The following is a 25,584-nucleotide window of genomic DNA, read 5'->3' as shown; positions in this document are numbered from 1 at the left end:
GGCGGTACCCGTCGGACGCTTCCCCGCCGATGGTGAGGCGCTGCTCACCGGCGAGCGGTGAGGACTTCGGTGACGGCTCTGCCAGCGGAGCGGACGGCGCCGTCCATGTGGCCCTCCCACCGGTAGGAGGTCTCGGCGCCCGCCCAGTGCAGGGGCCCGACGGCGTGGGTCAGCCACGGATGGTGGGAGACGAGCAGGCCAGGCGGCGGGGCAGGGACACAACCGCTCTGCCAGGGTTCGGCGGCCCAGTCGTGTTCGAGGTGGTCCAGAGGGTCGCGGACGTGCTCACCGAAGAGTGCCTCCAGGTCGTCGAGCACCTGGCGTTCACGCTCGGGGGCCGCGCCGGCCCGCAGGAGGGCGGGGTCGTCGACGTCGCCGAGGTCCACGAATGCCAGCAGGACGCCCGGGGCGTCCGGACCGGGCGGGCTGACGTCGAAGGTCATGCGGGCGAGACCGCGGTCGGTGACGGCGGCGCCGGTGAGGCCCTGATCTCGCCACCACGGCCGCGAGTAGACGAGGTGGCTCTTGCCGGCGTGCCCCATCTGCCAGCGGCGTTGCAGCTCGGCTCGGGCCGAGGGCAGCGGCGGGTCGTGCGTGATGGCCTGAGCGGTTGCGGGGTCCGCGGTGATGAGGACGTGACGGGCGGTGATGGGTGCGCTGCCCGGGCCCTTCACACAGGCCGTGCGATCGGTACGGCTGATGTGGGTGATCGGGTGGCCGGTGAGGATCCGGCCGTCCAGGTCCGCCGCCAGCCTGCTGGTCAACGAGCCCGCGCCGCCGGCGATCCGGTATTTCAGCGCTCCGCTGACCTCGAGCAGTGAGCTGAGTCCGCCTGCTCCTCCGACGTGGGCGGCGAACGCCAGGAGCGACAGCGCCTCGGGCCGGCAGCCGAACCCGCTGGCGGCCGCCGCCTCCAGGACCATCCGGCCCGCACGGGTGTGAACGTGGCGGCGCATCCAGCCGCCGAAGGTCTGAGCGTCCAGGCGGCGAGCGTAGGTTCCCTGCCAGGGCGGAGGGCCGAGGCGGTGGGCCATCCGGTCCAGGGCGTATTGGGCACGCCCGAGATCGAGCAGGCCCATCGGCCCGACCGGGGGAACGCTCCCCCGGTAGCGGTAGGTTCTGCCGTCGACGTGCAGCAGGTTCGCTCCGTCGTCGTACTGCGGCACCAGTGCGATGCCCAGCTCTTCCAACAGCGCGAGGACCGCTTTCTGGCCCGGCCCCACCCAGGCGGCACCGGCATCGACCGGGGCGCCCACCCGGGAGGTCATGGTCAGCATCCGTCCGCCGAGGCGGTCCTTGGCCTCGCAGACGACGACGTTCATGCCCGCCTGCTGCAGTCGGCGCGCGGCCAGGAGTCCGGCCAGCCCGGCTCCCACGACCACCACGTCGACCTCGCCGGATGGGACGGCCGGCAGATGGTTCGCACTCGCGGTGTGTACTTGCACGGAGTTCTCCTGTTCGGTGGATCGGGCGCTGGTCAGCGGGGCGCCGGTGCCGTGGTGCGCCAGGTCGTGCCGGAAGCGGTCAGCGTCGATCAGTCCGGGAGATCACGCCGGGAAGTCCGACGGCCGCGCCTCCCTCGACCGGCCCCACCGCTTCGGGTCCGCCGAGAACAAGAACCCTCATCGCCCGCTCCAACCAATCATGAAAAAATCTATCATGTCAATTACGATCGTATCCATGATGAAAGAATCACTGATGGTGCTCTTCCGCGAGCGACCGATCAGCCGGCTTCTCGCCGTCGAGGCACTGGGCGCCCTGCCGATCAGCGCGCTGACCCTGCCCGCCTCCAGTCCCGCTCACTCCGCCGTGCCCGAGTGGGTACAACTCCTGGGCCTGATGACGCTCCTGATGCTGTACGGCACCGCACTGTCCACCTGGCGCCTGATCGTGGCCGACAGGCTGCGCCCGGCTCCGAAGACCCGCCAGCACCTTCGCGATGACCGGCGAGTCCGGCTGCTGGTGCTGGGCGGTCCGCCCGCCATGGTGATTCTCCTGTCAGTCCCCTCCGCCTGGACGGCGTTCTGGTTCACGCTCACGCTGACCACCCTGGCCGGCGGCGCGGCATCGCTCATCCGGCTGGCGGCCATGCTCAGCGGCCGATCACCCGGAAAGACGACCATCGATCACCCGGGCCACGCAACCACCTGCCCCGCGCACCTGACCACTGACAGGCCCTCGTGATCTGGAAGCTCGGCGGCACGCGCAACGGCCGGCAACGCCACCGGCTCAAGGCCGAGACGATCGTGGTCTATCAGGCGTGCTCCCCCGCGGTGACCGACCCCGCGCGACTCCGGCGTGGTCCAGCGCCGACGAACGGCTTGGGCCGCTCGTCGGCCAGGAACTGCGCGAGGTTGCTCTACTTGATGCGGTGGCCATCACGTCGTGACGTGGCGGCCGGCACCCTCGCTGTGGAGTTCGTCATGGACTGTGGGGAACGGTGTCCGAGCCAGGCTTGCAGTTCGAACAGGGTCATGGGCTCTTTGGCGTTGTAGAGCTGTGAGGCGATCGTGGATCGGGCCCGGTGGCTGGTGATGTTGCCGCGGACGTCTGATGTCGGGACGCCCGCTTTGCGGCAGAGCAGCGCGATGATCGTGCCGTTGATGTAGGCCGCGGGGACGCGGCGGGCGCGGAAGGCGAACAGGAAGCCGGCGTGCTCGCCGGTGCGGCGGTCGACCATCTTGGGCTGGGCCGGTCGGATGGCCTGCCAGGTCTCGATGGCCTCGCCCATGAGCGGGTCGATCGGTTTGCTGAACGCGGTTCCGGTCTTGTGAGTGGGGACGTCGAGCAAGCAGACGGCGTCTTGGGCGAGAACGTCGGCGGCGTCACCGCGGATGGTCTGTCCGTCGTGTTGCCAGCGGATGCAGCCGACCCGTAGGCGGGCGATCTCGTTGCTGCGTTGCCCGCTGAACAGCCAGGTCAGTGTCACCGCGCGGACCAGTTCGAGGGGGTGGAAGAGTCCGGCCTGGGTGGCGGGGAGGTCGTCGGCGGTGAGGTTGAGGCCGGCCCAGAGCAGCTTGGCCCAGATGTCGTCGGCGATCACGCGCGGGTCGGGGCCGAGCAGCGCGGGGATGCTGCGTGGGGTGGCCAGAGCCCGTTGAGGGTCGAACCGGCGGGGCAGCCACTCCCATTCCTGGCAGTCCCGGAAGAACGTCCTGACCGCGGCGAGTTGGCCGGCCTTGCTCAAAGCCTCCAACGGCTTGCCCAAACGATTTTTGAGACCGACGGTGCGTTCGGCGCAGTCTCCGACGTTCATCCGATCCAACGCCGCGATCAGCGCCGCGCAGGTCTGCCGGGTCCAGGCGGTCGGATCGGCGGCCTCGGGCTGCTCCGCGGCGACCCACCGGCCGATTTTGATGAGGATTGCGCAGGTTCCCTTCCGGTGCCCGGGGTCAACCTCGAGATGGCGTGCCACCGGTCGACCCACTGCGTCCAGACCTGCGGAGCTCCGCCGGCTTTCCGTTTGATGCCGCCGGTGGTCAGGACGGGCGGTCGGCAAAAGCCGAGGCTAGGGTCAGACCACGGGCGCCCGCCGGTGGTCGCGGATCAGCGCGGCGTAGCGGTGGCCGCTGGTCTTGACGGTGCGGGCCTGGGTCGCGTAGTCGACGTGGACCAGGCCGAAACGCTTGTCGTAGCCGTAGGCCCACTCGAAGTTGTCCAGCAGCGACCACGCGAAGTACCCGGCCAGCGGCGCGCCCTGCCGGACCGCGCGGGCGCAGGCCGCGATGTGGTCCTCCAGGTAGGCGGCGCGCTCGGGGTCGTCGACCGTGCCGTCCGGGCCGACGGCGTCGGGCCAGGCGGAGCCGTTCTCGGTGACGTAGAGCCTCCCCGCCCCGTACTCGCGGGTCAGCCGGAGCAGCAGCCGTTCCAGCCCGTCGGCGTTGACCTCCCAGTCCATCCCGGTGACCGGCGCGCCGGGCACCGGGACCTGGCGGGCGTACGGGGCGGGGCCGGTCGGATCGTCGGCGACGATCTGCCGGAAGTAGTAGTTCAGCCCGAGGTAGTCCAGCGGGGCGGCGATCGTCTCCAGGTCGCCCTCCCGGATCGGCAGGTCCACGCCGTAGACCTCGACCATGTCCTCGGGGTAGCCGCGGCCCATGACCGGGTCCAGCCACCAGCGGTTGACGTGGCCGTCCATCCGCCGGGTGGCGGCGTGGTCCTCGTCGCTGCCGGTGGCGGGCTCGCAGGTGCTGAGGTTGTTGACGATCCCGACGGACGGCGCGCTCCGCGCGGCGGCCCGGATCGCCTGGACCGCCAGGCCGTGGCCGAGGTGCAGGTGGCAGGAGGCCCGGACGGCCGCGGTCAGGTCGGTCCAGCCGGGCGCCATCCGGCCTTCGAGGTGGCCGATCCAGGAGGAGCAGAGCGGCTCGTTGAGGGTGGTCCAGTCGGTGACCCGGTCACCGAGCGCCGCGGCGACCACGGCCGCGTACTCCGCGAATCGGAGAGCGGTTTCCCGGCTCGGCCAGCCGCCGCGGTCCTGCAGCGCCTGCGGCAGGTCCCAGTGGTACAGGGTGACGAACGGGCGGATGCCCGCCTCCAGCAGGGCGTCGACCAGCCGGTCGTAGAAGGCCAGCCCGCGCGGGTTGACCTCGCCCGACCCATCCGGGATCACCCGGGGCCAGGCCACCGAGAAACGGTAGGCGTCCACGCCGAGGCGGCGCATCAACTCCACGTCCTCGGGCCAGCGGTGGTAGTGGTCGCAGGCCACGTCGCCGGTGTCGCCGCCGTCGACGGCGCCGGGCACGCGGCAGAAGGTGTCCCAGATCGACGGCGATCTGCCGTCCTCGGAGACCGCGCCCTCGATCTGGTAGGCCGAGGTGGCCACTCCCCAGACGAAGCCGGGGCCGAAGGCGGACTGCGGTTGCATATGTGAACTCTCCTTGGAGCCGAGGGGTGGGGGGAGGGCGCGCGGGAACGCGGCGGGGCGTGCTCGGAGGGTCACCCGGCGGGCCGGGGACCGGTCACTTGACCGCGCCCGCGGTCAGGCCCTGGACCAGGTAGCGCTGCAGGAGCAGGAAGCCGGCCACCACCGGGACGCTGACCACCAGGGAGGCGGCCATCAGCTGGTTCCAGTACACGTCGTTCTGGGTGGAGTAGCCCTGCAGGCCGACGGCCAGGGTGCGGGTGCTCTCGTCGGTCATCACCGACGCGAAGAGCACCTCGGCCCACGCGGTCATGAAGGCGTAGATGGCGACCGCCACGATGCCGGGCATCGCCGCGGGGATGACCACCCGGAGCAGGGCGCCGACCGGCCCGCTCCCGTCGACCTGGGCGGCCTCGTCCAGCGCGGTGGGGATGGAGTCGAAGTAGCCGACCAGCATCCAGATGGAGAACGGCAGCGAGAAGGTCAGGTAGGTGATGATCAGACCGGTACGGCTGCCGTACAGCTCCACGCCGATGGTGTTGCCGAGGTTGACGAAGATCATGAACAGCGGGAGCAGGAACAGGATGCCGGGGAACATCTGGGTGGACAGCACGGTGACGGAGAAGACCCTCCGGCCGGGGAAGCGGTATCGGCTGATCGCGTACGCGGCGAAAACCGCGATCGTCACCGACGCCACGGCGGCGATGGAGGCCACGACCAGGCTGTTGACGAAGTAGTGGGCCAGCGGCACCGTCCGCCAGATGTCGGCGAAGGGCTGCAGGCTGATCGTGGTGGGGATCCAGTGGAAGTCGCCCTGCACGTCCCCGAGCGGCTTGATGGAGGTGGTGGCCATCACGTACAGCGGGACGAGGGTGAACAGGCCGAGGGACCCGAGCACGATCCAGCGGGCCCAGGGCAGCCATCGGGGCTCACGCACGGCTTGTCCTCCGCGAGGTCGTCACCAGGTACACCGCGGTCACCAGCAGCAGGAACAGCAGGAGCAGCACGGACATCGCCGAGCCCGAGCCGAAGTTCCAGGTGACGAAGGAGCTCTGGTAGATGTGGATGGAGATCAGGTCGGCCTCCTCGGGGGCCGACCCGCCGAACAGGACGTAGGGCGTGTTGAAGTCGTTGAAGGTCCACAGGAACAGCACGAGCACCACGACCTGGTTGACCGGGCGCAGCATGGGCAGGGTGATCGAGCGCAGCTGCCGCCACCAGCCGGCCCCGTCGATCGCCGAGGCCTCGTAGAGCTCGTCGGAGATGTTCTGCACCCCGGCCATGAGCACCAGGAAGGCGAACGGCCAGATCCGCCAGACGTAGGTCACCAGCAGGGCGACGAAGCTGTTGCCGCCGATGAGCCAGAACGGGCGCTCGTCCAGCAGGCCGGACTGCTCGACGAGGATGTGGTTGACCATGCCGGAGTCACGCTGGAACATGAAGCTCCAGGTGATCACCCCGGCGTAGGCGGGCAGCGCGTAGGGAGTCAGGAACAGGGTGCGCAGTACCCCGCGCCCGCGGAAGCTGCCCTGCATCAGCACCGCCGCGGCGGTCCCCAGCAGCCAGCACAGGCCGACCGCCAGCACGGTGAAGGCGACGGTGACGGTGAAGGACCTCAGCAGGGAGCCGCCCACCGCCGAGTCGAAGTCCACCGCGATCTCGTAGTTGGCCAGACCGGCGCCCGGGGCCGCGGACCAGTTGCGGATGAAGAACTGGGTGAGCTTGAGGAAGCTCATCCAGATGCCGACCAGCATCGGCACCAGATGGATGAGGAGCTCCAGCACGATCGCCGGGAGGATCAGCAGGTACGGCAGGCCGAGGCGGCGCAGCCGCACCGGGATCAGGGCGGCGACCCGGCCCGGCCCCCTCCCGCCGGACCGCTGGGGCCCGTCGTCCGGGGCCCCGGTTCCGCGCCGCGCGCCGGGGCGCGGCGTGGTGGACGCGACCATCATTCTCCTATCGAGGGGGATCAAGGGCATCGAGGGAATCGGAAGCGGGCGGGACGCCGGGCGGGGCACCGCCCGGCGTCGCGGGCGGGCGGGTCAGCTACCGGCCTGCATCTTCTCGTCGGCCTCGGTCAGTTTCGCCTTGATGTGCTCCTCGGTGACCTGCTTGCCGCTGGCCACGTCCGCGAACAGCTCGTTCATCGCCGTGCCGACCAGCGTCTCGAACTGGCTCTCCTCGGGCACCTGGGGCAGGGGCGCCGCGGTGGTGGCGAGGATCTGCTGGAAGGCCTTGATGTGCTCCGTCTGGAAGGCGGGGTCGTCGTAGGCGTCCTTGACGGTCGGCAGCGAGCCGTAGACCTTGTTGAGGTTCTGCTGCGTCTGCTTGCTCGTCATGAACTTGACGAACTCCAGGGCCGCGTCCTGGTTCCTGCTGTGCTTGAAGATCGCCATGTTGATGCCGGCCACCATGCCGTTGACCTGCTTGCCGCCCTGGGCGGGGTCCGGGAGCGGGATGGGGGCGACGCCGTACTCGTCCTCGCCCATGCCGGCCGCCTTCGCCGAGGAGGCGATGGACTGCCACATCAGCATCCCGGCCTTGCCGGAGGTGAAGTCCTGAACGGCCTGGGTGCCGTTGCCGTACTCGGCGTTGCTCGGATTGACGATCTTGTGGACCGCCATCAGGTCCAGGAACTGCTTGGTCGCGGCGACCTGCGCGTCGGAGTCGAACTGCGGCCTGCCGGAGGCGTCGAACAGCTCGGCGCCGTGCTGCTGGCCGAAGATGAAGGCGTGGTGGGCGTTCTCGGTGACGCTGGCGCCCTCCACGGCCAGGCCCCACTTGCCGTCCTTGGTGAGCTTCTTGCCCGTCTCGATGAGCTCGTCCCAGGTCTTCGGCGGGGCCTCGATGCCCGCCTCGGCGAACATCTTCTTGTTGTACATCAGGCCGTAGGTCATGCCGTAGATCGGGACCGCGGCGGGCGGCTGCCCCGCGACCCCGGTCGCGGCGAGGCTCGGGCCGAGGAAGCGGTCCCTGCCGCCGAGCTTGGCCAGCAGCGTGTCGTCGAAGGGCACGAAGGCCCCGGTGGCCTGGAGCGAGGCCGACCAGGTGTTGCCGATGTTGAGCACGTCCGGGCCCTGGCCCGAGGTCGTGGCGGCGAGGATCCGGTTGAGCAGGTCGGCCCACGGCACGACCTCGACCTTCACCTCGATCCCGGTCTCCTTCTTGAAGCGGTCGAGCTCCGGCTTGAGGATCTCCTGGTCGGCCTCGAGGCTGGGGCCCTGGTTGGACGCCCAGTAGGTGAGGGTCTTGGGGGCGCCGCCCTCGGCGGAGGGTCCGCCGCTGCCGCCGTCGTCGCCGCAGGCGGAAGCGGCCAGCAGCAGGGCCCCGGCCAGGGCCGTGGTGGCGAGCTTTCGAATACGCACGGTTGTTCCTTCGATGGTGAGGACTCCGGAGTTCGGGGGGAGTCGGGGGGTGGGTCCGGATGTTCCGCAGTCCCGATGCGACCGGGATCGGAGAGCGCTCTCCAAGAGGAGAGTGTCCCCGCAGGGTGAGCACTGTCAAGCCTCGACCCTTCCGGCAAGGGGCCCGGGGCCGGCCTCTTCCCTGTTTCCCTCAGGTGAACTGGGAGTTTCCCATCGGCCGTGACCAATTCTTGATGTCGTGCGATGTGGGCACGAGCCCCGGAGAGCGATTTCCCATAAAAACACCGTCGGGTGCCGCCATACGGCGGCACCCGACGTCCGACCCCGACCGCCCCGGACGTCCGGCCCCGGGGCTCCCCGGCCCTCAGCCCTTGACGGCCCCCTGCATGATCCCCCCGATGATCTGCTTGCCGAGCAGGGCGAACACGATGACCAGCGGCAACGTACCCAGTGCGGTACCGGTCAGGCCGAGCACGTAGTCGTTGACGTACCCGGCGGCCAGCGTCGACAGGGCGACCTGCACCGTGGGGTTCTCCGGGGTCAGCACGACCAGCGGCCAGAAGTAGTCGTTCCAGGCCGACATGAAGGTGAGCATGCCGAGCACGGCCGCCGCGGGGCGGGCGACCGGGATCACCACGTGCCAGAACAGTCCCCACGTGCTGCAGCCGTCCACTCTGCCCGCCTCCAGCAGTTCGGTCGGGAGCGCCCGGGACAGGTACTGCGTCATGAAGAAGACGCCGAACGCGCTGACCATGGCGGGCACGATCAGCGCGTACATCGTGCCGGTCCACTCCAGCTTCACCATGATCATGTAGAGCGGGATGATCCCGAGCTGGGCCGGGACCATCATGGTCGCCACGGTGAGCAGCAGCAGGATGTTCCGGCCGCGGAAGCGCAGCTTCGCGAAGGCGAAACCGGCCAGCGTGGAGAAGAACATCACCGACAGCGCGATGGACCCGGAGACCAGGACGGAGTTGCCCAGCGCCAGCCCGAAGGGCACGGTGTCGAACACCCGGGCCACGTTGGCGAAGAAGTTCCCGCCGGGCACCAGCGGGGGCGGGACCTCCGCCAGGGCCGCGTTGTCCCGGGAGGCCACCACGACGCTGTAGTACAGCGGGACCGCCGAGAAGAAGGCCACCGCCGTCAGCGTGAGGTAGATGAGCCGGCGGGAGGCGCCCGGAGCGCCCCGGCGGGCCGGGCGGACCCGCGTCCGGTCGGCGGTCGTGCCGGTCATACCAGCCCTCCCCTGCTCCGGCGGGTGATCAGGTAGTTGATGCCGGCGATCACGACGATGAAGACGAACATCATCCAGGAGATGGCCGACGCGTAGCCGAGGTCGAGCTTGACGAAGTTCTCGTAGATGAACAGCGCGAGCGTCTGGTACTGCCGGTCCACGCCGCCGGTGAGGGTGTAGACGCCGAAGAGCAGCGGTTCGGCGAGCACCTGCATGGCGCCGATCGTCGAGGTGATGACGACGAAGACGATCGTGGGTTTGATCATCGGAATCGTGATCCGGCGGAGCTGGGTGAACTCGCTCGCCCCGTCGATGGTGGCCGCCTCGTACAGCTCGCGCGGCACGGCCTGCATGGCCGCCAGGAAGATCAGCGCGTTGTAACCGGTCCACCGCCACATGATCATGATGGAGATGGCGACGTGGGAGGTGGCCACCCCCTCGTTCCACGGCACGGCGCCGACGCCGAACCAGGAGAGCATCCAGTTGATCATGCCGAAGTCCCGGCCGAACAGCTGGCTGAAGATCACCACCACCGCGACCACGCTCGTCACGTTGGGCAGCAGCAGCGTGACGCGGAAGAAGGTCTGCGCCCGCAGCGGCCGGTTGAGCAGGTGCGCCAGCCAGATGGCCAGCAGCAGCTGCGGGACGGTGGACAGCACCCCGATGGACAGGGTGTTGAAGGTGGCGTTCCAGAAGTAGTCGTCGGCGAGCAGCGTCCTGAAGTTCTCCAGGCCGACGAAGGGTTGCTCGTCGGCGAGCAGCGTCCACTCGTGCAGGCTCACCCATGCGGTGTAGACCAGCGGGAACAGCCCGAACGCGGAGAAGAGCAGGAAGAACGGGGCCACGTACGCGTACGGCGACCCCTTGACGTCGAGCTGGTGGACCAGGTGGCGGCGGACGGCACGGCGGCGGGATCCCATCGGCTTGCCCGGTGGGGCCTCCGCCAGGCGCTCTGGCACCCGGGTGGCCATGGCAGCTCCTTTCGGCGACTCATGAGCGGGGGGAACAGGCCGGTGGCCGGCCGGTGCGTGACCGGCCGGCCGACCGGCGCTGAGGCGAGGACGGGGGCGAGGGCGGGGGCGGGGGCGGGCTACTTGATCCTGCCGACGTCCTTCAGCGCCTGGGCCCAGGCCTCCTCCGGGTTCTGCTTGCCCTGCTCGACCCGCTGAAGGCCGTCGCCGAACGCCTTCAGGATGTCGCCGGCCTTGGGGCCCACCTTCTGCGGCTTGAGGGCCTTCGCGGCGTCGGTGAAGATCTTGCCGATCGGGGCGTTGCCGAAGTACGGGTTGACGAAGTCCTTCACCGCCGGGTCGTCGTACAGGGCGGGCAGCGAGGGCAGCGCGCTGGCCTCCTTGAAGAGCTTGATCTGGCTCTCCTTGCTGGTGAGCAGATTGATCAGCTCCGCGGCCTCCTTGGGGTGCTTGCCCTGCTTGGGCAGCATCAGGTGGGTGCCGCCCTGGTTGCCGCCGCCACCGGGCACCGCGGCGATGTCCCAGGCGCCCTCACCGGGGTTCTGGTCCTTGATCGTGCCGGTCTTCCAGGCCGGGCAGACCATGGTGGCGAAGGTCCCCTTGGCGATCCCGGTGTTCCACGGCGGGGTGAAGGCGGCGAGCTTGGCCGACAGCCCCTCCTCGATCATCCGTATGCCCATGTCGTAGGCCTTGCGCACCTCCGGGTTGGTCCCGGCGATGATGTTGTACTGGTCGTCGTAGTAGCCGACCGGCGCCTGCTCGACCATGGCGCGGAAGTGCTCGCCGGGGCCGTCGGTGAACTTGGCGCCCGCGACGTCGGCCGCGACGAACTTCTTGCCCGTCTCGACGTACTGGTCCCAGGTGGGCCAGAGCGCCGACACCTCGTCGCGGTCGGTGGGCAGCCCGGCCTTCTTGAACAGGTCGGGCCGGTAGCACATGGCCAGGCCGCCGACGTCGGTGCCCAGCCCCATGAGCGACGAGCCGTCGTTGGAGACGCCCAGCTGCCACTTCCAGTCCAGGTACTCGCCCTGGCGCTTGTCCAGGCCGTAGTCCTTGAGGTTGTGGAACTTCTCCGGCGACGGGGTGAAGGCGCCGATGTAGCCGCCCTCGACCGCCACGACGTCCGCGGCGCCCGCGCCGGTGGCCAGCTGCGTGATGAGGTTCGTGTGGTGGTCGTTGAACTGCGACCGCCGCTCCACGATCTCCACGTTGGGGTGCGTCTTCTTGAACTCCTCGTACAGCGGCGCGTAGTGGAAGTCGCTGAACAGCGCGACGGTCAGCTTGATCTTCTCGGCCGGCGCACCGGGACCGGCCTGCCCGCTCGCTTCCGTTCCGCCGCTGCCGCAGGCGGCCACGCTCACGGTCAGCGCGACCGCGGTGATCATCGGAGCGAGAAACCGGGGACGGGGCATACCCATCGAACCCTCCTTGGGCCCTTGGTGATCGTTGGGGAGAGGACCGGCCTGGCCGTACGGCATGCCGCCCCGAGCGCGACACGCCGTACGGCCGTCGCGCCGGCCCGGCGGCGGATCCCGGCCTCCTCGGCGGAGCGGTCTCTCGCAATGCCCGAAAACGCTCTCTCACCACGGACCGGCCCGGTCGGTCGCGGCTGCGACAACCCGGCCGTTTCAGGTCCGCCGCATGCCGACGAGGCTCCTGAACTGCAGGTTGAGTGCACAGGTCTCTCCTCGGTGTGGGGAGCGCCCGACGCATGCGGCGACGAGAAGAGGAAGAGAGCGCTCTCTGTGGTGAGAGCGTGCCCCTGGCGGGGGAACCCTGTCAAGGCTTGGCCCGTATCGGTTCGAAACCTGCCGGGCCCCTCCCCGTAACGGAGACCTCCCTCGCCGGGCGACTCCCCGGCCGGCCATTGACAGCACCGGGCGGCGACCGTGACGCTATGACCTCATTGGAGAGCGCTCTCCATTATCAGTCCCACAACCGAAAGGGAAAAGTGTGAGCGCCGACGAGCTTGACCGTCTGGTGGAGAGTCTGAGCCTCGAACGGAAGGTGCGGTTGCTCACCGGGGCGACCGTGTGGCGGCTCCGGGACGAACCCGCCATCGGACTGCGGGCCATGGTCACCTCCGACGGCCCGGTCGGCGTGCGCGGGGAGGGCTGGGACGAGCGGAACACCTCCCTGACCCTGCCCTCCGCGACCGCCATGGCGGCGACCTGGGACGAGGAGCTCGTCGAGCTGCTGGGCGGGCTGATCGCCGCCGAGGCGCGGCGCAAGGGCGTGCACCTCGTGCTCGCCCCGACGCTCAACCTGCACCGTTCCCCGCTCGGCGGCCGGCATTTCGAGTGCTACTCCGAGGACCCGCTGCTGACCGGCCGGATCGGCGCCGCCTACATCCGCGGCGTCCAGGCCGGCGGGGTGGCGGCCACCGCCAAGCACTACGTCGCCAACGACTCCGAGACCGGGCGGCTCACCCTCGACGTCCGCCTCGACGAGCAGACCCTCCGCGAGCTGTACCTCGCGCCGTTCGAGGCGGCGGTGGAGGCGGGCGCCTGGGCCGTCATGTCGGCCTACAACGGGGTGAACGGCGCCACGATGTCGGAGAACCCGCTGCTCGCCGAGCCCCTCAAGGGGGAATGGGGATTCGACGGGGTGGTCGTGTCGGACTGGGGAGGCGTGCGCTCCACCGGCCCGTCGGCCCGCGCCGCCCAGGACCTGGCGATGCCGGGGCCGAACCCGCTGTGGGAGGAGAACCTGGTCGCGGCGGTGCGCGCGGGCGAGGTGCCCGAGGCCGCCATCGACGACAAGCTCCGGCGCCTGCTCCGGCTGGCCGTCCGGGTCGGCGCGCTGGACCCCGGCGCTCCGGACGGCGCCTCCACCGGCCGGGCCGTCCCCGCCTTCCCGCTCCCCCTCCCGACGGAGGAGTCCGACGCCGCCCGCGCGCTGCTGCGCCGGGCCGTCGCCGCGAGCACCGTACTCCTGCGCAACGGGGACGGGCTGCTCCCGCTCGACCCCGCGCGGCTGCGCCGGGTCGCCGTGATCGGCCCGAACGCCGCCACCGCCCGGATCCAGGGCGGCGGCAGCGCGGGCGTGTACCCCGTCTCCACCGTGTCCCCGCTCGACGGAATCCGCGAGGCGCTGGCCGGCGCCGCGGAGGTGATCTACTCCCCCGGCGTCCACCTCGACACCCGGCCCACCCCGCTGGACACCGGCAACGCCCGCAACCCGCTGACCGGCGAGCCCGGCCTCCTGGTCCGCCTGCTGGACGCCTCCGGCGCGGAGGTCCACGCCGAGCACCGGCTGACCGGCCGCCTCCCGGAACCCGGGCGGGCCGCCTCCGCCGTCGCCGTCGAGATCCGCGCCCTCCTGCGTCCCGGTAGCGACGGCCCCTGGGACATCGCCTTCGCCGGATGGGGACGCGTCCGGCTGGAGGTGGACGGCCAGGTCATGGTCGACGAGGAGGTCGAGCTCGACACCGACGATCCGGCCACCGTGCACCTGACCCCGCCGTACCGGTGTGCCCGGCTCCCCCTGACCGCGGGCCGGGAGGTCGAGGTCGTCGCCCGGCGGCACTTCGCCCCCGGCTCCGGAGTCGCCTCGATCCTGGCCGCGGACCCGGTCCGCCAGGACGGACCGGCCGCCCTGACCGCCGCGGTCGAACTGGCGCGCACCTGCGACCTGGCCGTCGTCGTGGTCGGCACCACGGAGGAGATCGAGAGCGAGGGCTTCGACCGCGAGCACCTCGACCTGCCGGGCCGCCAGAACGACCTGGTCCGCGCGGTGGCCGCCGCCTGCCCCGACACGGTCGTGATCGTCAACTCGGGCGGCCCGGTCGTCATGCCGTGGCGCGAGGAGGTGCCGGCCGTACTGCTGAGCTGGTTCCCCGGGCAGGAGGCCGGGCACGGCCTGGCCGACGTCCTGCTCGGCGCCGCCGAACCCGGCGGCCGGCTCCCCACCACCTGGAGCGAGCGCGCGCTCTTCTCCACCGTCCCCGAGGACGGGGTCCTGACCTACGAGGAGGGCCTGCACATCGGATACCGCGCCTGGCTGCGGGAACCGGCCCCGCCCGCGTACTGGTTCGGCTACGGGCTCGGCTACACCTCCTGGTCCTACGAGGACCTCTCCGTACCGCGGCAGGTCGCGCCCGGCACGCCGCTCACGGTCCGGGTACGGCTGCGCAACACCGGCGAGCGCGCCGGACGCGAGGTCGTCCAGGTCTACCTGTCCCGCCCGGGGACGGAGGTGAACCGCCCCGCCCGATGGCTGGCCGGCTTCGCGGCGGCCACGGCGGAGCCGGGCGAGACCGTGGAGGCCGAGATCGACGTCCCGGCGCGCGCCTTCCAGCACTGGTCCGTCGAGCGGCACGCCTGGTGCACCGAGGAGGGCGCCTTCACCGTCCTGGCCGGCCGCTCCTCCGCCGACCTGCCGCTGAGCGCCACGACCGTCACCGGCGCAGAGGTGCTGGTGAAGCCGTGAGATTCCTTGGAGAGCGCTCTCCCGCTATGCTATAAAGAACCCCATGAGCGAAGGTCTCCCGCCGTCACCGGGATCATCCCCCACCCTGGAGGACGTGGCCCGGGCGGCGGGCGTCTCCCGCGCCACCGTCTCCCGCGTGATCAACGGAATCCGCAACGTCGACCCCGCCATCCAGGAGACGGTCAGGCGGGCCATCGCCGCCACCGGCTACGTCCCCAACCAGGCGGCCCGCTCCCTCGTCACCCGCCGCACCGGCGCGATCGCCCTGGTGGTCTCCGGTGCGGGCGACGAGAGCGGCGAGGACCCCTTCCCCGGCCAGGTCTTCGCTGACCCGTTCTTCGGCCGCGTGGCCGGCGGGGTCGTCGGCTTCCTCCGCCCCCGCGGCGTGCACCCGATCCTGATGTTCGCCGAGACCGACGAGACCCGCGCCCAGGTGCTCACCTACCTGCGCCAGGGCAACGCCGACGGGGCCGTGCTCGTCTCCACCAACGCCGACGACCCGCTCCCCCGCCTGCTCGTCGACGCGGGCCTGCCCGCCGTGCTCTTCGCCCGCCCCCCCGAGCCGCTCCCGATCAGCTACGTCGACGTCCAGCACCGCGCCGGCGCCAAGCTCGCCGCCGACCACCTCGTCGCCCGGGGCTGCAGGCGGATCGCCACCATCTCCGGGCCCCTCGCCGTCCTGGCCGGCCAGGACCGCCTGGCCGGCTTCCGGGACGCGATGGCGATGCACGGCCACCCCTACATCCCGTGCGTCGAGGGCCGCTTCACCTACCCCAGCGGCGAGGCGGCCATGGAGCGCCTCCTGGCCGAGCACCCCGACGTCGACGGCGTCTTCGTCGCCAACGACGTGATGGCCCAGGCCGCCCTCATGGTGCTCCGCCACCACGGCCGCCGGGTCCCGGAGGACGTCGCCGTGGTCGGCTTCGACGACAGCAGCGCCGCCCTCGCCTGCCGTCCCCCGCTCACCACCATCCGCCACCCCGTCGAGGACATGGCCGCCGAGATGGCCCGCCTCCTCCTGGCCCACATCGAGGAACCGGACCGCCAGCCGACCTCCGTCATCTTCGAGCCCTCCCTCGTCGTCCGCGAGTCCGCCTAGGCACGGCGCGGGGTGCGCCTACGGCGCGTTTGCGCCGGTACGGCGAGATGAGAAGCCCAGCGTTCACTCCCCGCGGGCGGCTGCCTCCGTCGCCTCCAGGCAGCAGCGGACGAAGTCCTGGACGATGGGGTTGGCGTCGGCCGCCGGAGGCCAGGCGATGCCGACCCGGCTGGGGCTGACGCCGGTGACGGGCCGGTAGACGACGCCGGGCCGCGCGTAGAACCGCGCCGCGGACTCGGGAGCGAGGGCGACGCCGTACCCGTTGGCGATGGCCTGGAGCCAGTCGTCCGGGTGTTCGACGCTCACGCCGATGCGTGGAGGGTGACCGCCGCGCTCGTCGGCAGCCAGCCAGTAGTCACGCCACCGGCCCGTCTCGGGCGGGGCGGCGACGAACGGCTCGTCCCACAGATCCCGGAAGGGAATCCGGTCACGTGCCGCGAGAGGGTGGGTGGCGGGCAGCGCCACCCACCGGGGTTCGGTGAGCAGGACCTCGACGCGGAAGGTCTCCTGGCCGGGGAAGGGCAACCGCAGCAGCGCGGCGTCGACCTTTCCTTCGGCCAGCCCGGCGGCCGGCTCCGACCATGTCGCCTGCCGCATGTTCACTCGCCACTCCGGGTGGAGGCGACCGAATCTGGCGATGATGTCCTGAGTCGCCTCATTGGCGGCACTGGCGAGGAACCCGATCCGCAGGACCCGCGCCGCCCGGCTCGCCGCGCTTCTCGTCTCCCTCAGCGCACGGTCGCAGGCGGCCAGGAGCGCCGGGGCCTGCTCCGCCAGGACCTGCCCCGCTTCGGTGAGCGACATCCCGGCGCGTGATCGCGTGAACAGGCGCACCCCGAGCTGGTCCTCAAGCCGTTTGATCTGCTTGGTCAGCGCGGGCTGGGACACGAAGAGGCGCTCTGCCGCCCGGGTGAGGCTGCCTTCGTCGGCGACCGCGAGGAAGGAGCGCACCAGCCGCGTGTCCACATCCATTCCACCAGGTTATAGATGCATGTATTGGACGCCAATCCAACAGATGGCCAGATTGGAGTCGCGGGCCGTTCCAGCAGCGGCCCCCGGCCGGAAGGAGGGTGTCCAGTGTTCACCGCCTACGTCGCAGTGGCGGTTACAACCGCCGCGAGCAATATCGCGGCGGCCATCGTCGACTTCGCCCGCGCCGAGTGGATTCTCGGCAACATGTCCAAGTACGGGGTACCGCACTCATGGATCTACCCGCTGGGCGTGGCGAAGGCGGCGGGCGCGCTCGGCCTCCTGGTCGGCATCGCCGTCCCGGCGATAGGGATCGCGGCGGCGACCGGCCTCCTGCTGTACTTCGCCGGCGCCGTCTTCACCGTCGCACGCGCCCGCTGGTACTCCCACCTGCCCTACCCGGCCCTGTTCCTCCTGCTGGCCGCAGGCTCACTCACGCTGCAGCTCACCACACTCTGAACGCCATGCTGCTAGCCGAGCTGGGCCTCGGCGGTGGAGATGATCTCCTGGAGACGCAGGCCGTGGATGGCGTCCAGGGGATGCCCGACGCCGGTGCGGACGGTCTCGGCGAACTCGGCGATCATCGTGGCGAAGACGTCCGGGCCCAGTGAGCCGCCGTCGATGGACTCCCCGCCGAGCCTGCCGTAGACGTCCACCCGGGGCGCAGGCGTCCGGCCCGGTGCGCTCATGCACAGCGAGACCTCGCTCACCGCGCCGGTCTCGTGCTCCAGCAGCAGGCCGACCCAGCCCGTCGGGTTGCCGTGGGCGCGTACCCCGGCGACCGCGCCGAGGGCGGCGTCCATCATGTCGATCATGTGCGGACCGACGTCGAGGATCGCACCGCGCTCCAGGCGCCACGGGCTGGCGAAGTCGCCGCCGAGCATGGCGCCGGAGATGCTGGAGGCGTGCCCGCCGAACGGCTCGATGGCCGAGACCCGTGCCAGGAACGCCCGGACGGCCGCCGAGTAGCGCCAGGTCAGGCACATCTGCGAGGGCACACCCGCCTGCCCCGCCGCGTCGGCGAGCCGCCGCGCGCCGTCCAGGTCGGCCGCGAGCGGTTTCTCCAGCAGCAGCGCCTTGCCCGCCTTGGCCGCCATGACCCCCAGTTCCGCCTGGACCGCGGGCGGCACCGAGAAGACCACCGCCTCGCAGGCGTCGAAGAGCTGCTCTATCCGCTCGAAGACCGGGGCGCCCAGCCGGGCCGCCGCCTCGGGTCTGCGGGCCCATACGCCGGCCAGCCGCGTGTGAGGCCCGGCGGTCAGCGCCGGCGCGTGCACCTTCTCCGCCCACGGCCCGGCTCCCACCAGGCCCACAGATATCGTCACATGTTCAGCTTCTCACGGGACCATGTCCTGATCGCGTGTTCGGGGCGGTGCGCGGTGGTGCCGCCGTCGACGACGACCGTCTGGCCGGTGACGCAGCGCGCCTCGTCGGAGGCGAGGAAGGCGACGAGGGCGGCCACGTCGCCCGGTTCGGCCGCCCACGGCAGAACCCGCTCGGCGGCCTTCTCCGCCAGCCGCTCCGGGGTCATCACGGCCCGGGCGAGGTCGGTCAGGACCAGGCCGGGAGCCACCGCGTTGCACCGGATGCCGCGGGAGCCGTACATCGTCGCCACGTACCGGACGAATCCCACCAGCGCCGCCTTGGAGGCCCCGTAGGCCGCGTGGTCGGCGTCTCCGACCAGGGCCGAGACCGAGGAGGTCAGTACGATCGCGCCGCCGTCGGCCATCGCCGGGACCGCGTGCTTGACCGTGAGCATCGCGCCGCGCAGGTTGACCGCCATCGTCCGGTCCCAGACCTCCACGTCCATGTCGAGCAGGTCCCGGTCCCTGCCGTAGACCTCGCGGTCCAGGCAGGCGGCGTTGGAGTGCAGCACGTCCAGCCGCCCGAACGAGGTGGTCAGCTCCGTGACGGCCGCCGCCACCGCCTCCTCCTCGGACACGTCGCAGTGGAGCGCGCACGCCGTACCGCCCGCGGATCTGATCGCCGAGGCGACCGAGCGCGCGCCCGCGAGCCGGAGGTCGGCGACTCCGACGCGGGCGCCCTCGGCGGCCAGCCGGTGCGCGGTGGCCGCGCCGATGCCCGACCCTCCACCGGTGACCAGGGCGACCTTCCCGTCGAAACGCATCACCATCTCGGCGTCACCACTCCACGGGCAGCGCGGTCAGTCCGCGGCCGACGATCGAGGCGCGGTAGGAGGGTGGCTCTCCGGAGGCCAGGCGGAGCCGGGGCAGGCGTTCGCCCAGGGTGTCGAGGGCGGTGCGCAGCTGGAGGCGGCCCAGGGCCGCGCCCACGCAGAAGTGGATGCCGTAGCCGAGGGTCATGTGGGCGTCGGCGTTGGGGCGGTCGATCCGGAAGCGCTCGGGGTCGTCGAAGACGGTCTCGTCGTGGGCCGCGGAGTCGGTGGACAGCAGGCAGAGCGCACCGGCCGGGATCGTGGTCCCGTGCAGCTCGATGTCGGCGGTGGCGTAGCGGAAGGAGCCGAGGCTGGCGCCGTCGATGCGCATGCACTCCTCGACCGCGTTGCGGGTCAGCTCCGGCGGCACCGGCCAGGCGCCCTCGCGCAGCAGCCGGAGCACGCTGTTGCCGAGCTGGTTGGGCACGGTGTCGTTGCCGCCGAGCAGGATCGTGGAAATCAGTTCGACGACCTCGCGGTGCGACAGCTCGGTGCCGATCAGGGAGGCCATCAGCGAGGTGAAGTCGTCACGGGGGTCGCGGGCGCGGGAGGCGACGAGCCTGTCCACGTAGTCGAGGTAGGCCAGGAAGCTCTCGGCCAGCACGAGCTGCCGGTCGGGCGGCTGCGGCGACAGGAACAGCTGGAACCAGTCCTTCACGTGGTGTTTGACGAACTCCTCGTCCTCCTCGGGCACGCCGATGAAGCGGGCGGTGAGCTTGGCCGAGGGCTCGTGGGCGATCTCGGCGACGAAGTCCGCCTCCCCGCGCGGGGCCACCCGGTCGAGCAGGTCGGTGTTCAGTTCCCGGAATCGCTGTTGCATCGCCGAGACCGCGCGCGGGGTGAAGGCCCGCGACACCGAGCGGCGCAGCCGGGTGTGCACGGGCGGGTCCACGTTCGCCACGAAGCTCGACAGGAACGAGCCGTGCTCGCCCAGCTTGAGGCGGGTCTCCTCGGACAGGCTCCGGGAGATCGTCAGCGATCCCGCGGAGGAGAAGCGCTTCGGGTCGCCGTAGGCGGCGCGCACGTCGGCGTACCGGGTCAGGACGTGGGCGCCCAGGTGCTCGCTGCGGAAGACCGGCTGCTCGCGGCGGAGCCGGCGCAGGAAGTCGTACGGCGCGGCGACGTGCCAGGCCGCGCTGACGTCGAAGTCGTCGGCGTCGATCATGGATGCCTCGCAGGGCTCTCGGGTTCTCGGTCTTCAGTACGGCTCGCGCCGGGTGAGGATGTCGCGGGGGTTGGCGACGAGCATCCGGTGGATCTGCTCCTCGGTCACGCCCCGCCTGCGCAGCTCGGGGAGCACGTCCCGGGAGATGTGCAGCAGGTGGTAGTCGGGGTGGCGGCGCCGTACCACCTCGTGGTCGAAGCGGTCGTTGAAGCAGTAGGAGTCGTGGGACAGGACCATGCGCCCGGCGTGGCCCCGCTCGCACAGGGCCGCCACCGTCGCCACCCGGTCCTCGAAGGGGCTGATCGTGTTGATGCCGAAGCGGTCCATGCCCAGGTAGGAGCCGTTGGCGATCAGTTCTTCCAGGTAGGCCAGATCGGTGGAGTCGCCGGCGTGGCCGATCACCACCCGGCTCAGGTCCACTCCCTCGGAGGCGAGGAGTTTCTGCTGCTCCAGGCCGCCGCGTGAGGCGCTGTGGGAGTGGGTGGTGATCGGGACGCCGGTGGCCCGGTGCGCCTGGGCGACGGCGCGGAAGACCCGTTCGCAGCCGCCGGTCATGCCCAGGTGGTCGGAGGCGCACTTGAGGATGCCCGCCTTCACCCCGGTGTCGCCGATGCCCTCGGCGATGTCCCGGACGAAGAACTCGGCCAGCCGGTCGGGGCCGCCGAACAACGAGCCGGGACCGCGGTTGCCGAAGTACGGCGGGAGCGCGTCGTAGGTGTAGAGCCCCGTCGCGACGACGATGTTGACCTCGGTCAGCTCGGCCACCCGCTGGACCGCGGGCACGTAACGGCCGAGCCCGATCACCGTCAGGTCCACGACGGTGTCGATCCCGTGGTCCTTCAGCTCGGTCAGCTTGTCGGCGGCCTCACGGGCCCGGAGTTCCAGGTCCCAGCCCTCGGGGATGTCCGGCCAGTTCCACAGGATCTCCGGGCTGAGGCCGAAGATGTGCTCGTGCATGAGTGTCGCGCCCGGGTCCCGCACCGGGCCGGTGACGGTCTCGATCTCCGCGGTGCGCTCAGGCATGGGGGACGACCGGGAACTTCGGGTGCTCGAACGGCCGGTTGACGGTCAGGCCCAGGTCGTCGGTCTGCCGGTACGGCGCGCCGGTGTAGAGGGCGTCGGCGTCGAAGTAGGTGGCGGTGAACGACACGCGGGGGGTGTCGCGGTGGTTGGCGGGGGCGCCGTGCACGGTCAGCGCGTGGTGCACGGTCGCATCCCCCGCGGCCAGGTCCAGCGGCGGGGACAGCTCCAGTTCCTTGAGCCAGGGATGCTGGCTGAGCTGGTCGTCGCCGGCACGGGTGAAGGAGCGGCCGAGCACGCCGTACCGGTGCGAGCCGGTGGAGAACCGCAGGGAGCCCATGTCCGCGGGCACGTCCACCAGGGCGAGCCAGAGCGTGAGCATCGCCGAGCGGTCCATCGGCATCCACGGGAAGTCCTGGTGGAACTCGGTGGCCCCGTGTCCTCCGTTCTCCGGTTCCTTGATCAGGAGATTCGTCACCTGCACCCGCACCCCGGCCACCCCGTGCAGCAGCCGGACGGCCGCCCGGCCGAGCTGCGGGGCGAGGGCCAGGTCGCGGAAGCGCTCGTCGGTCTCGGCGATGTCCCTGGACTGCCCGAACGCCTGGTCCACCTGGGAGGTGACGGCACGGGAACGCGCGGCGAGGTGGTCCAGCGCGCGGTCCCGGAGCACGGCCGTGTGGCCGGGATCGACCAGGCGCGGCAGCCGTACCCAGCCGTTGTCCCGGAAGAAGGCGGCCTCGTCGTCGGTCACGTCGCGGACGGAGGTGTCGTCAGCCATGGGCTCAGTGTCGGACCGCGCACACCTATAAAGCAAGCGCTTGGTATAAGTCTTCGCGGAACCCCCGCCACCCCCTATTCTTACCAAGCGCTTGATTGGCAGATGAGCTGACAGGGAGGACGGGATGGACCGGCCGTTCAGGTTCGCCGCCGTGGTCAGGGAGGCCGCCTCGGGCAGGGAGTGGGCGGACAGGGCCCGCCGCCTGGAGGACTCCGGATTCGACGCGCTGCTCGTCCCCGACCACCTGGTCGGCCCCCGTTTCGCACCGGTCGCGGCGATGACCGCGGCGGCCTGCGCGACCAGCCGGCTGAAGGTCGGCACCCTGGTGTTCGCCAACGACTTCCGGCACCCGGCCGTGCTCGCCAAGGAGGCGGCCACCGTGGATCTGCTCTCGGAGGGGCGTCTGGAGCTCGGCCTGGGCACCGGCTGGATGGCCGCCGACTACACCGCCGCGGGACTGACCCTGGACCCGCCGGGGGTCCGGGTGGACCGGCTCGCCGAGGCGATCGCGGTGCTGAAGGGACTCTGGGGTGACGGCCCGTTCACCTTCCGCGGCGCGCACTACCGGATCGACGGGCTGGACCAGCGTCCCAAGCCGGTCCGGCGTCCGCATCCCCGGCTGCTGCTGGGCGGGGGCGGGCCGCGCGTGCTCCGGCTCGCCGCCCGCGAGGCCGACGTGATCAACCTCGGCATGCGGGTCAGGGCGGACGGCACCGGCCCCGACGGCGCCGACGGCGGCCTGACCGCGTTCCTCGCCAAGATCGATCTGGTACGGCGGGCCGCCGCGGACCGCTACGGCGCGATCGAGCTCGGCACCAGCGTCCAGCAGCTCGGCACCCGCAGGCGGGGCGAGGCGTGGAGCGCCGCCGACTCCTCCCGGCAGGACGAGACTCCCCAGGTCCTGCTCGGCACCCGGCAGGACGTGGTCGACAAGCTCCGGTACTGGCGCGACACCCACGACCTGTCCTACTTCGTGCTCCACCACGAACGCGACCTCGACGCCTTCATCCCGGTCGTGGAGGAGCTCGCGGGACGGTGAACGGCGGCGGGCCGTGATCGGGGCACCGCCGGAGCACTCCGGGGGCACTGCCGGGGGCACTGCCGGGGGCACTGCCGGGGCGGCGGGAGCCGTACGGGCATGATGGGGGCACCATGAACGAGATGATTCTGCTGCGGCACGGCGAGACCGAGTGGAGCCGGGACAGGCGGCACACGGGGCGCACCGATCTGCCCCTCACCGCCAGGGGCGAGGAAGAGGCGCGGGCGCTCGCCCCGCTCGTCGAGGACAGGGTCTTCGACCTCGTCCTGGTCAGTCCCGCGCTGCGGGCCCGCAGGACGGCCGAGCTCGCGGGACTGGCCGGATACGCGATCGACCCGGACATGTGGGAGTGGGACTACGGCGGCTACGAGGGGATCACCACCGCGGCGATCCGTGAGACGCGCGCCGGCTGGTACCTGTGGCGCGACGGAGTGATCCCCGGTGACGCCGAGCATCCCGGGGAGAGCGCCGCGCAGGTCGGGGCCCGCGCCGACCGGGTCCTGGCCCGGGCCCGGGCCGCGGCGGGCGATGTCGCCCTGGTCGCCCACGGCCACTTCCTGCGGGTCCTGGCGGCCCGCTGGCTCGGCCAGGAGCCCGAGGCCGGCCGCTTCTACCGGCTGAACACCGGCACCTACTCCCGTCTGGGGTTCGAGCACGGTGAGCCGGTCATCCTCTCCTGGAACGCCCCGGTCTGATCAGATGTCCGGGCCGATGCGATTGACCGGCCCGGACACTCAACTCGGCTTCGATCGTGTCGATGCTCTGGTCAGCGATGCGGGAACGGCCCGCGTCGACAGCTGAGAGAGAGCTTGACCGGACATGAAGAAAATGCATGATCTGAAGGTCGGTGCGCGTCTGGGCGGCGCGTTCGCGGTGGTCGGCGCGCTGCTGTGCGGGGCGGTGGGTGTGGGTGCGGCGGGCATCTCCTCGGCACGTGACGCGATCGAAGAGGTGGACGCCAACGCCGCGGTGCGCGGTGCGGCCCTGACCGCCAAGTTCCGCACCGCGGACTTCAACGGCTGGCAGACCGGTTACGCCTTCGACGCCGAGCGCGGCGTGCCGGGCGCCACCGACGACAACGTCGGCCAGCGCAAGAACTTCCTGGCCTCCACCGCGGCCTTCCGTGAGGACCTGAAGAAGCTGGACGGCATGGAGCTGACCGCTTCCCAGCGGGAGGGCCTGCAGACCGCCGAGAAGGAGTTCGAGGAGTTCATGCGCGTCGACGAGCAGATCGTCGCCGCCTACCGCGACGGCACGCCCGCCGAGGTCAAGAAGGCCGGTGACCTGACCTCCGGTGAGGCGCTGGAGCGCTTCTCCGCGATGGCCGGGGCCGTCGACGCGCTGGCCGCCGAGGCCGTCACCAACCTCACCGCGGCCGCCGCCGACGCCCGCGCCTCCAGTGACGGCTCCCTGCGCCTGATGCTGGGCGCGGGCGCGCTGTGCCTGCTGCTGGCCGCCGTCCTGGCCGCGCTGGTCACCCGGACCATCACCCGGCCGCTGGGCGCGACCGTGCAGGTCCTGCGCAAGGTCGCCGGCAAGGACCTGACGGTGCGTGTCGACACCTCCCGCAGGGACGAGCTGGGTGACATGGCCCGCGCCCTGGACGAGACCCTGCGGGTGTTGCGCGAGTCCTTCTCCGCGATCAGCCGGCAGAGCACGACTCTGAGCGAGGCGTCCCAGGAGCTGACCGCCGTCTCCGGGCAGATGGACACCGCCGCCGCCCGTACCTCCGCGCGCTCCGGCCAGGTCGCCGCCACCGCCGAGCAGGTCTCGTCCAACGTGCAGACGATCGCCGCGGCGAGCGAGGAGATGAGCGCCTCCATCTCGGAGATCTCCAGCAGCGTCAGCCAGGCCGCCCGGGTGGCCGACACCGGAGTCTCGGCGGTGCGCGGCGCCGGCGAGACCGTCGCCAAGCTGGGTGCCTCCTCCGCGGAGATCGGCTCGGTCATCAAGACCATCACCTCGATCGCCGAGCAGACCAACCTGCTGGCCCTCAACGCCACCATCGAGGCGGCGCGCGCCGGCGAGCAGGGCAAGGGCTTCGCGGTCGTCGCCGGCGAGGTCAAGGACCTGGCTCAGGAGACCGCCCGCGCCACCGAGGACATCGCCCGCCGGGTGGAGGCCATCCAGGCCGACACCGACGCGGCCATCGCGGCCATCGCCGGCATCAGCGAGGTCATCACGACCGTCAGCGAGCACTCCACCACCATCGCCGCCGCCGTCGAGGAGCAGAGCGCCACCTCCGGGGAGATGAGCCGCAACATCTCCGAGGCCGCCATCGGCGCCGGTGAGATCGCCGGCGGCATCACCGAGGTCGCCTCCGAGGCCCAGACCACCACCTCGGGGGCCGCCGAGTCCCGCCGCACGGCCGATGAGCTCGGCCGGGTCGCCACCGAGCTGCACGGCGTCGTCGCCCAGTTCACCGTCTGAGCCGGTCGAGCCGGTCGAGCCGGTCGAGCCGGTCGAGCCGCCC

General features: G+C 71.3%; 22 protein-coding genes. 7 read left to right on the top strand and 15 right to left on the bottom strand.

From position 1 onward, the window contains the following. Positions 1-44: 44 nt before the first annotated feature. On the bottom strand, positions 45-1,445 hold the full coding sequence (locus IEZ08_RS11660) for a flavin monoamine oxidase family protein (protein WP_189242124.1): 1,401 nt from the start codon (positions 1,443-1,445) through the stop codon (positions 45-47). Positions 1,446-1,680: 235 nt separating this feature from the next. Here IEZ08_RS11660 and IEZ08_RS11655 point away from each other — a divergent pair, with 235 nt between their 5' ends. Then, on the top strand, positions 1,681-2,184 hold the full coding sequence (locus IEZ08_RS11655) for a hypothetical protein (RefSeq protein WP_141703786.1): 504 nt from the start codon (positions 1,681-1,683) through the stop codon (positions 2,182-2,184). 175 nt (positions 2,185-2,359) lie between these two features. Here IEZ08_RS11655 and IEZ08_RS11650 read toward each other — a convergent pair whose 3' ends face one another. From IEZ08_RS11650 to IEZ08_RS11615, 8 genes are all read right to left on the bottom strand, one after another. Next, a complete protein-coding gene (locus IEZ08_RS11650) occupies positions 2,360-3,415 on the bottom strand; it encodes a tyrosine-type recombinase/integrase (protein ID WP_068922450.1) in 1,056 nt (351 codons plus the stop codon). 99 nt (positions 3,416-3,514) lie between these two features. Beyond that, a complete protein-coding gene (locus IEZ08_RS11645) occupies positions 3,515-4,867 on the bottom strand; it encodes a GH1 family beta-glucosidase (RefSeq protein ID WP_068922449.1) in 1,353 nt (450 codons plus the stop codon). Between the two features lie 94 nt (positions 4,868-4,961). Beyond that, positions 4,962-5,801, bottom strand: a complete 840-nt coding sequence (locus tag IEZ08_RS11640) for a carbohydrate ABC transporter permease (protein WP_068922448.1) — start codon at positions 5,799-5,801, stop codon at positions 4,962-4,964. Further along, entirely contained in the window at positions 5,794-6,843 is a 1,050-nt protein-coding gene (locus IEZ08_RS11635; RefSeq protein WP_229803050.1) for a carbohydrate ABC transporter permease, read from the bottom strand. Before IEZ08_RS11635 ends, IEZ08_RS11640 begins: the two co-directional genes overlap by 8 nt. A 63-nt stretch (positions 6,844-6,906) precedes the next feature. Then, a complete protein-coding gene (locus IEZ08_RS11630) occupies positions 6,907-8,229 on the bottom strand; it encodes an extracellular solute-binding protein (protein ID WP_068922447.1) in 1,323 nt (440 codons plus the stop codon). Between the two features lie 364 nt (positions 8,230-8,593). After that, positions 8,594-9,463 carry a carbohydrate ABC transporter permease gene (locus IEZ08_RS11625; protein ID WP_189242123.1) on the bottom strand — a complete coding sequence of 290 codons (870 nt, stop codon included), beginning with the start codon at positions 9,461-9,463 and terminating at the stop codon, positions 8,594-8,596. Next, the gene (locus IEZ08_RS11620; RefSeq protein WP_084779844.1) at positions 9,460-10,434 is read right to left on the bottom strand and encodes a carbohydrate ABC transporter permease; all 975 of its coding nucleotides are present in this window, start codon (positions 10,432-10,434) and stop codon (positions 9,460-9,462) included. Before IEZ08_RS11620 ends, IEZ08_RS11625 begins: the two co-directional genes overlap by 4 nt. A 119-nt stretch (positions 10,435-10,553) precedes the next feature. Next, complete coding sequence (locus IEZ08_RS11615) at positions 10,554-11,852, bottom strand: ABC transporter substrate-binding protein (protein ID WP_068922445.1); 1,299 nt, start codon at positions 11,850-11,852, stop codon at positions 10,554-10,556. A gap of 535 nt (positions 11,853-12,387) precedes the next feature. Here IEZ08_RS11615 and IEZ08_RS11610 point away from each other — a divergent pair. After that, complete coding sequence (locus IEZ08_RS11610) at positions 12,388-14,865, top strand: glycoside hydrolase family 3 C-terminal domain-containing protein (RefSeq protein WP_068922444.1); 2,478 nt, start codon at positions 12,388-12,390, stop codon at positions 14,863-14,865. A gap of 43 nt (positions 14,866-14,908) precedes the next feature. Next, positions 14,909-15,964: a LacI family DNA-binding transcriptional regulator gene (locus tag IEZ08_RS11605; RefSeq protein WP_068922443.1), complete on the top strand. Its 1,056-nt coding sequence runs from the start codon at positions 14,909-14,911 to the stop codon at positions 15,962-15,964. A gap of 63 nt (positions 15,965-16,027) precedes the next feature. On the opposite strand, the gene IEZ08_RS11600 is transcribed toward IEZ08_RS11605, so the two are convergent. Beyond that, on the bottom strand, positions 16,028-16,936 hold the full coding sequence (locus IEZ08_RS11600; RefSeq protein ID WP_189242122.1) for a LysR family transcriptional regulator: 909 nt from the start codon (positions 16,934-16,936) through the stop codon (positions 16,028-16,030). A 105-nt stretch (positions 16,937-17,041) separates the two neighbouring features. Between IEZ08_RS11600 and IEZ08_RS11595 the strand changes: the two genes are divergently transcribed. Then, complete coding sequence (locus tag IEZ08_RS11595; protein WP_068922441.1) at positions 17,042-17,392, top strand: DoxX family protein; 351 nt, start codon at positions 17,042-17,044, stop codon at positions 17,390-17,392. A gap of 11 nt (positions 17,393-17,403) precedes the next feature. Here the strand turns inward: IEZ08_RS11595 and IEZ08_RS11590 are convergent, their stop codons facing one another. The 5 genes from IEZ08_RS11590 to IEZ08_RS11570 are packed head-to-tail and all read right to left on the bottom strand — an operon-like array spanning position 17,404 to position 22,072. Next, positions 17,404-18,258 (bottom strand): Gfo/Idh/MocA family protein, encoded by an 855-nt coding sequence (locus IEZ08_RS11590; RefSeq protein WP_068922440.1) that lies wholly within the window; start codon positions 18,256-18,258, stop codon positions 17,404-17,406. Then, on the bottom strand, positions 18,255-19,067 hold the full coding sequence (locus tag IEZ08_RS11585) for an SDR family NAD(P)-dependent oxidoreductase (RefSeq protein WP_068922439.1): 813 nt from the start codon (positions 19,065-19,067) through the stop codon (positions 18,255-18,257). The genes IEZ08_RS11590 and IEZ08_RS11585 overlap by 4 nt, the downstream gene beginning before the upstream one ends. A gap of 7 nt (positions 19,068-19,074) precedes the next feature. Further along, a complete protein-coding gene (locus IEZ08_RS11580; protein ID WP_068922438.1) occupies positions 19,075-20,274 on the bottom strand; it encodes a cytochrome P450 in 1,200 nt (399 codons plus the stop codon). 33 nt (positions 20,275-20,307) lie between these two features. Next, complete coding sequence (locus tag IEZ08_RS11575; RefSeq protein ID WP_084779843.1) at positions 20,308-21,297, bottom strand: phosphotriesterase family protein; 990 nt, start codon at positions 21,295-21,297, stop codon at positions 20,308-20,310. Further along, positions 21,290-22,072: a phytanoyl-CoA dioxygenase family protein gene (locus IEZ08_RS11570; RefSeq protein WP_068922437.1), complete on the bottom strand. Its 783-nt coding sequence runs from the start codon at positions 22,070-22,072 to the stop codon at positions 21,290-21,292. Before IEZ08_RS11570 ends, IEZ08_RS11575 begins: the two co-directional genes overlap by 8 nt. A 124-nt stretch (positions 22,073-22,196) precedes the next feature. On the opposite strand from IEZ08_RS11570, the gene IEZ08_RS11565 reads away from it, so the two are divergent. From IEZ08_RS11565 to IEZ08_RS11555, 3 genes are all read left to right on the top strand, one after another. After that, positions 22,197-23,111, top strand: a complete 915-nt coding sequence (locus IEZ08_RS11565; protein ID WP_068922436.1) for a TIGR03621 family F420-dependent LLM class oxidoreductase — start codon at positions 22,197-22,199, stop codon at positions 23,109-23,111. Positions 23,112-23,224: 113 nt separating this feature from the next. After that, positions 23,225-23,806: a histidine phosphatase family protein gene (locus IEZ08_RS11560; RefSeq protein ID WP_189242121.1), complete on the top strand. Its 582-nt coding sequence runs from the start codon at positions 23,225-23,227 to the stop codon at positions 23,804-23,806. Positions 23,807-23,939: 133 nt separating this feature from the next. Beyond that, a complete protein-coding gene (locus IEZ08_RS11555; protein WP_203863330.1) occupies positions 23,940-25,541 on the top strand; it encodes a methyl-accepting chemotaxis protein in 1,602 nt (533 codons plus the stop codon). Positions 25,542-25,584: the final 43 nt, after the last annotated feature.

The sequence above is a fragment of the Planobispora rosea genome, from assembly GCF_014648175.1.
GTDB classification, from domain to species: domain Bacteria; phylum Actinomycetota; class Actinomycetes; order Streptosporangiales; family Streptosporangiaceae; genus Planobispora; species Planobispora rosea.
Note: the sequence above shows the minus strand (reverse complement) of the source record. Positions and strands in the feature narration are given on the sequence as shown.

Coding starts and splice junctions, on each gene's coding strand:
- IEZ08_RS11565 (WP_068922436.1), top strand. CDS start 22,197: ATGGACCGGCCGTTCAGGTTCGCCGCCGTGGTCAGGGAGGCCGCCTCG.
- IEZ08_RS11585 (WP_068922439.1), bottom strand. CDS start 19,067: ATGGTGATGCGTTTCGACGGGAAGGTCGCCCTGGTCACCGGTGGAGGG.
- IEZ08_RS11600 (WP_189242122.1), bottom strand. CDS start 16,936: ATGGATGTGGACACGCGGCTGGTGCGCTCCTTCCTCGCGGTCGCCGAC.
- IEZ08_RS11645 (WP_068922449.1), bottom strand. CDS start 4,867: ATGCAACCGCAGTCCGCCTTCGGCCCCGGCTTCGTCTGGGGAGTGGCC.
- IEZ08_RS11575 (WP_084779843.1), bottom strand. CDS start 21,297: ATGCCTGAGCGCACCGCGGAGATCGAGACCGTCACCGGCCCGGTGCGG.
- IEZ08_RS11580 (WP_068922438.1), bottom strand. CDS start 20,274: ATGATCGACGCCGACGACTTCGACGTCAGCGCGGCCTGGCACGTCGCC.
- IEZ08_RS11560 (WP_189242121.1), top strand. CDS start 23,225: ATGAACGAGATGATTCTGCTGCGGCACGGCGAGACCGAGTGGAGCCGG.
- IEZ08_RS11625 (WP_189242123.1), bottom strand. CDS start 9,463: ATGACCGGCACGACCGCCGACCGGACGCGGGTCCGCCCGGCCCGCCGG.
- IEZ08_RS11620 (WP_084779844.1), bottom strand. CDS start 10,434: ATGGCCACCCGGGTGCCAGAGCGCCTGGCGGAGGCCCCACCGGGCAAG.
- IEZ08_RS11635 (WP_229803050.1), bottom strand. CDS start 6,843: ATGCCCTTGATCCCCCTCGATAGGAGAATGATGGTCGCGTCCACCACG.
- IEZ08_RS11555 (WP_203863330.1), top strand. CDS start 23,940: ATGCATGATCTGAAGGTCGGTGCGCGTCTGGGCGGCGCGTTCGCGGTG.
- IEZ08_RS11655 (WP_141703786.1), top strand. CDS start 1,681: ATGATGAAAGAATCACTGATGGTGCTCTTCCGCGAGCGACCGATCAGC.
- IEZ08_RS11605 (WP_068922443.1), top strand. CDS start 14,909: ATGAGCGAAGGTCTCCCGCCGTCACCGGGATCATCCCCCACCCTGGAG.
- IEZ08_RS11570 (WP_068922437.1), bottom strand. CDS start 22,072: ATGGCTGACGACACCTCCGTCCGCGACGTGACCGACGACGAGGCCGCC.
- IEZ08_RS11615 (WP_068922445.1), bottom strand. CDS start 11,852: ATGGGTATGCCCCGTCCCCGGTTTCTCGCTCCGATGATCACCGCGGTC.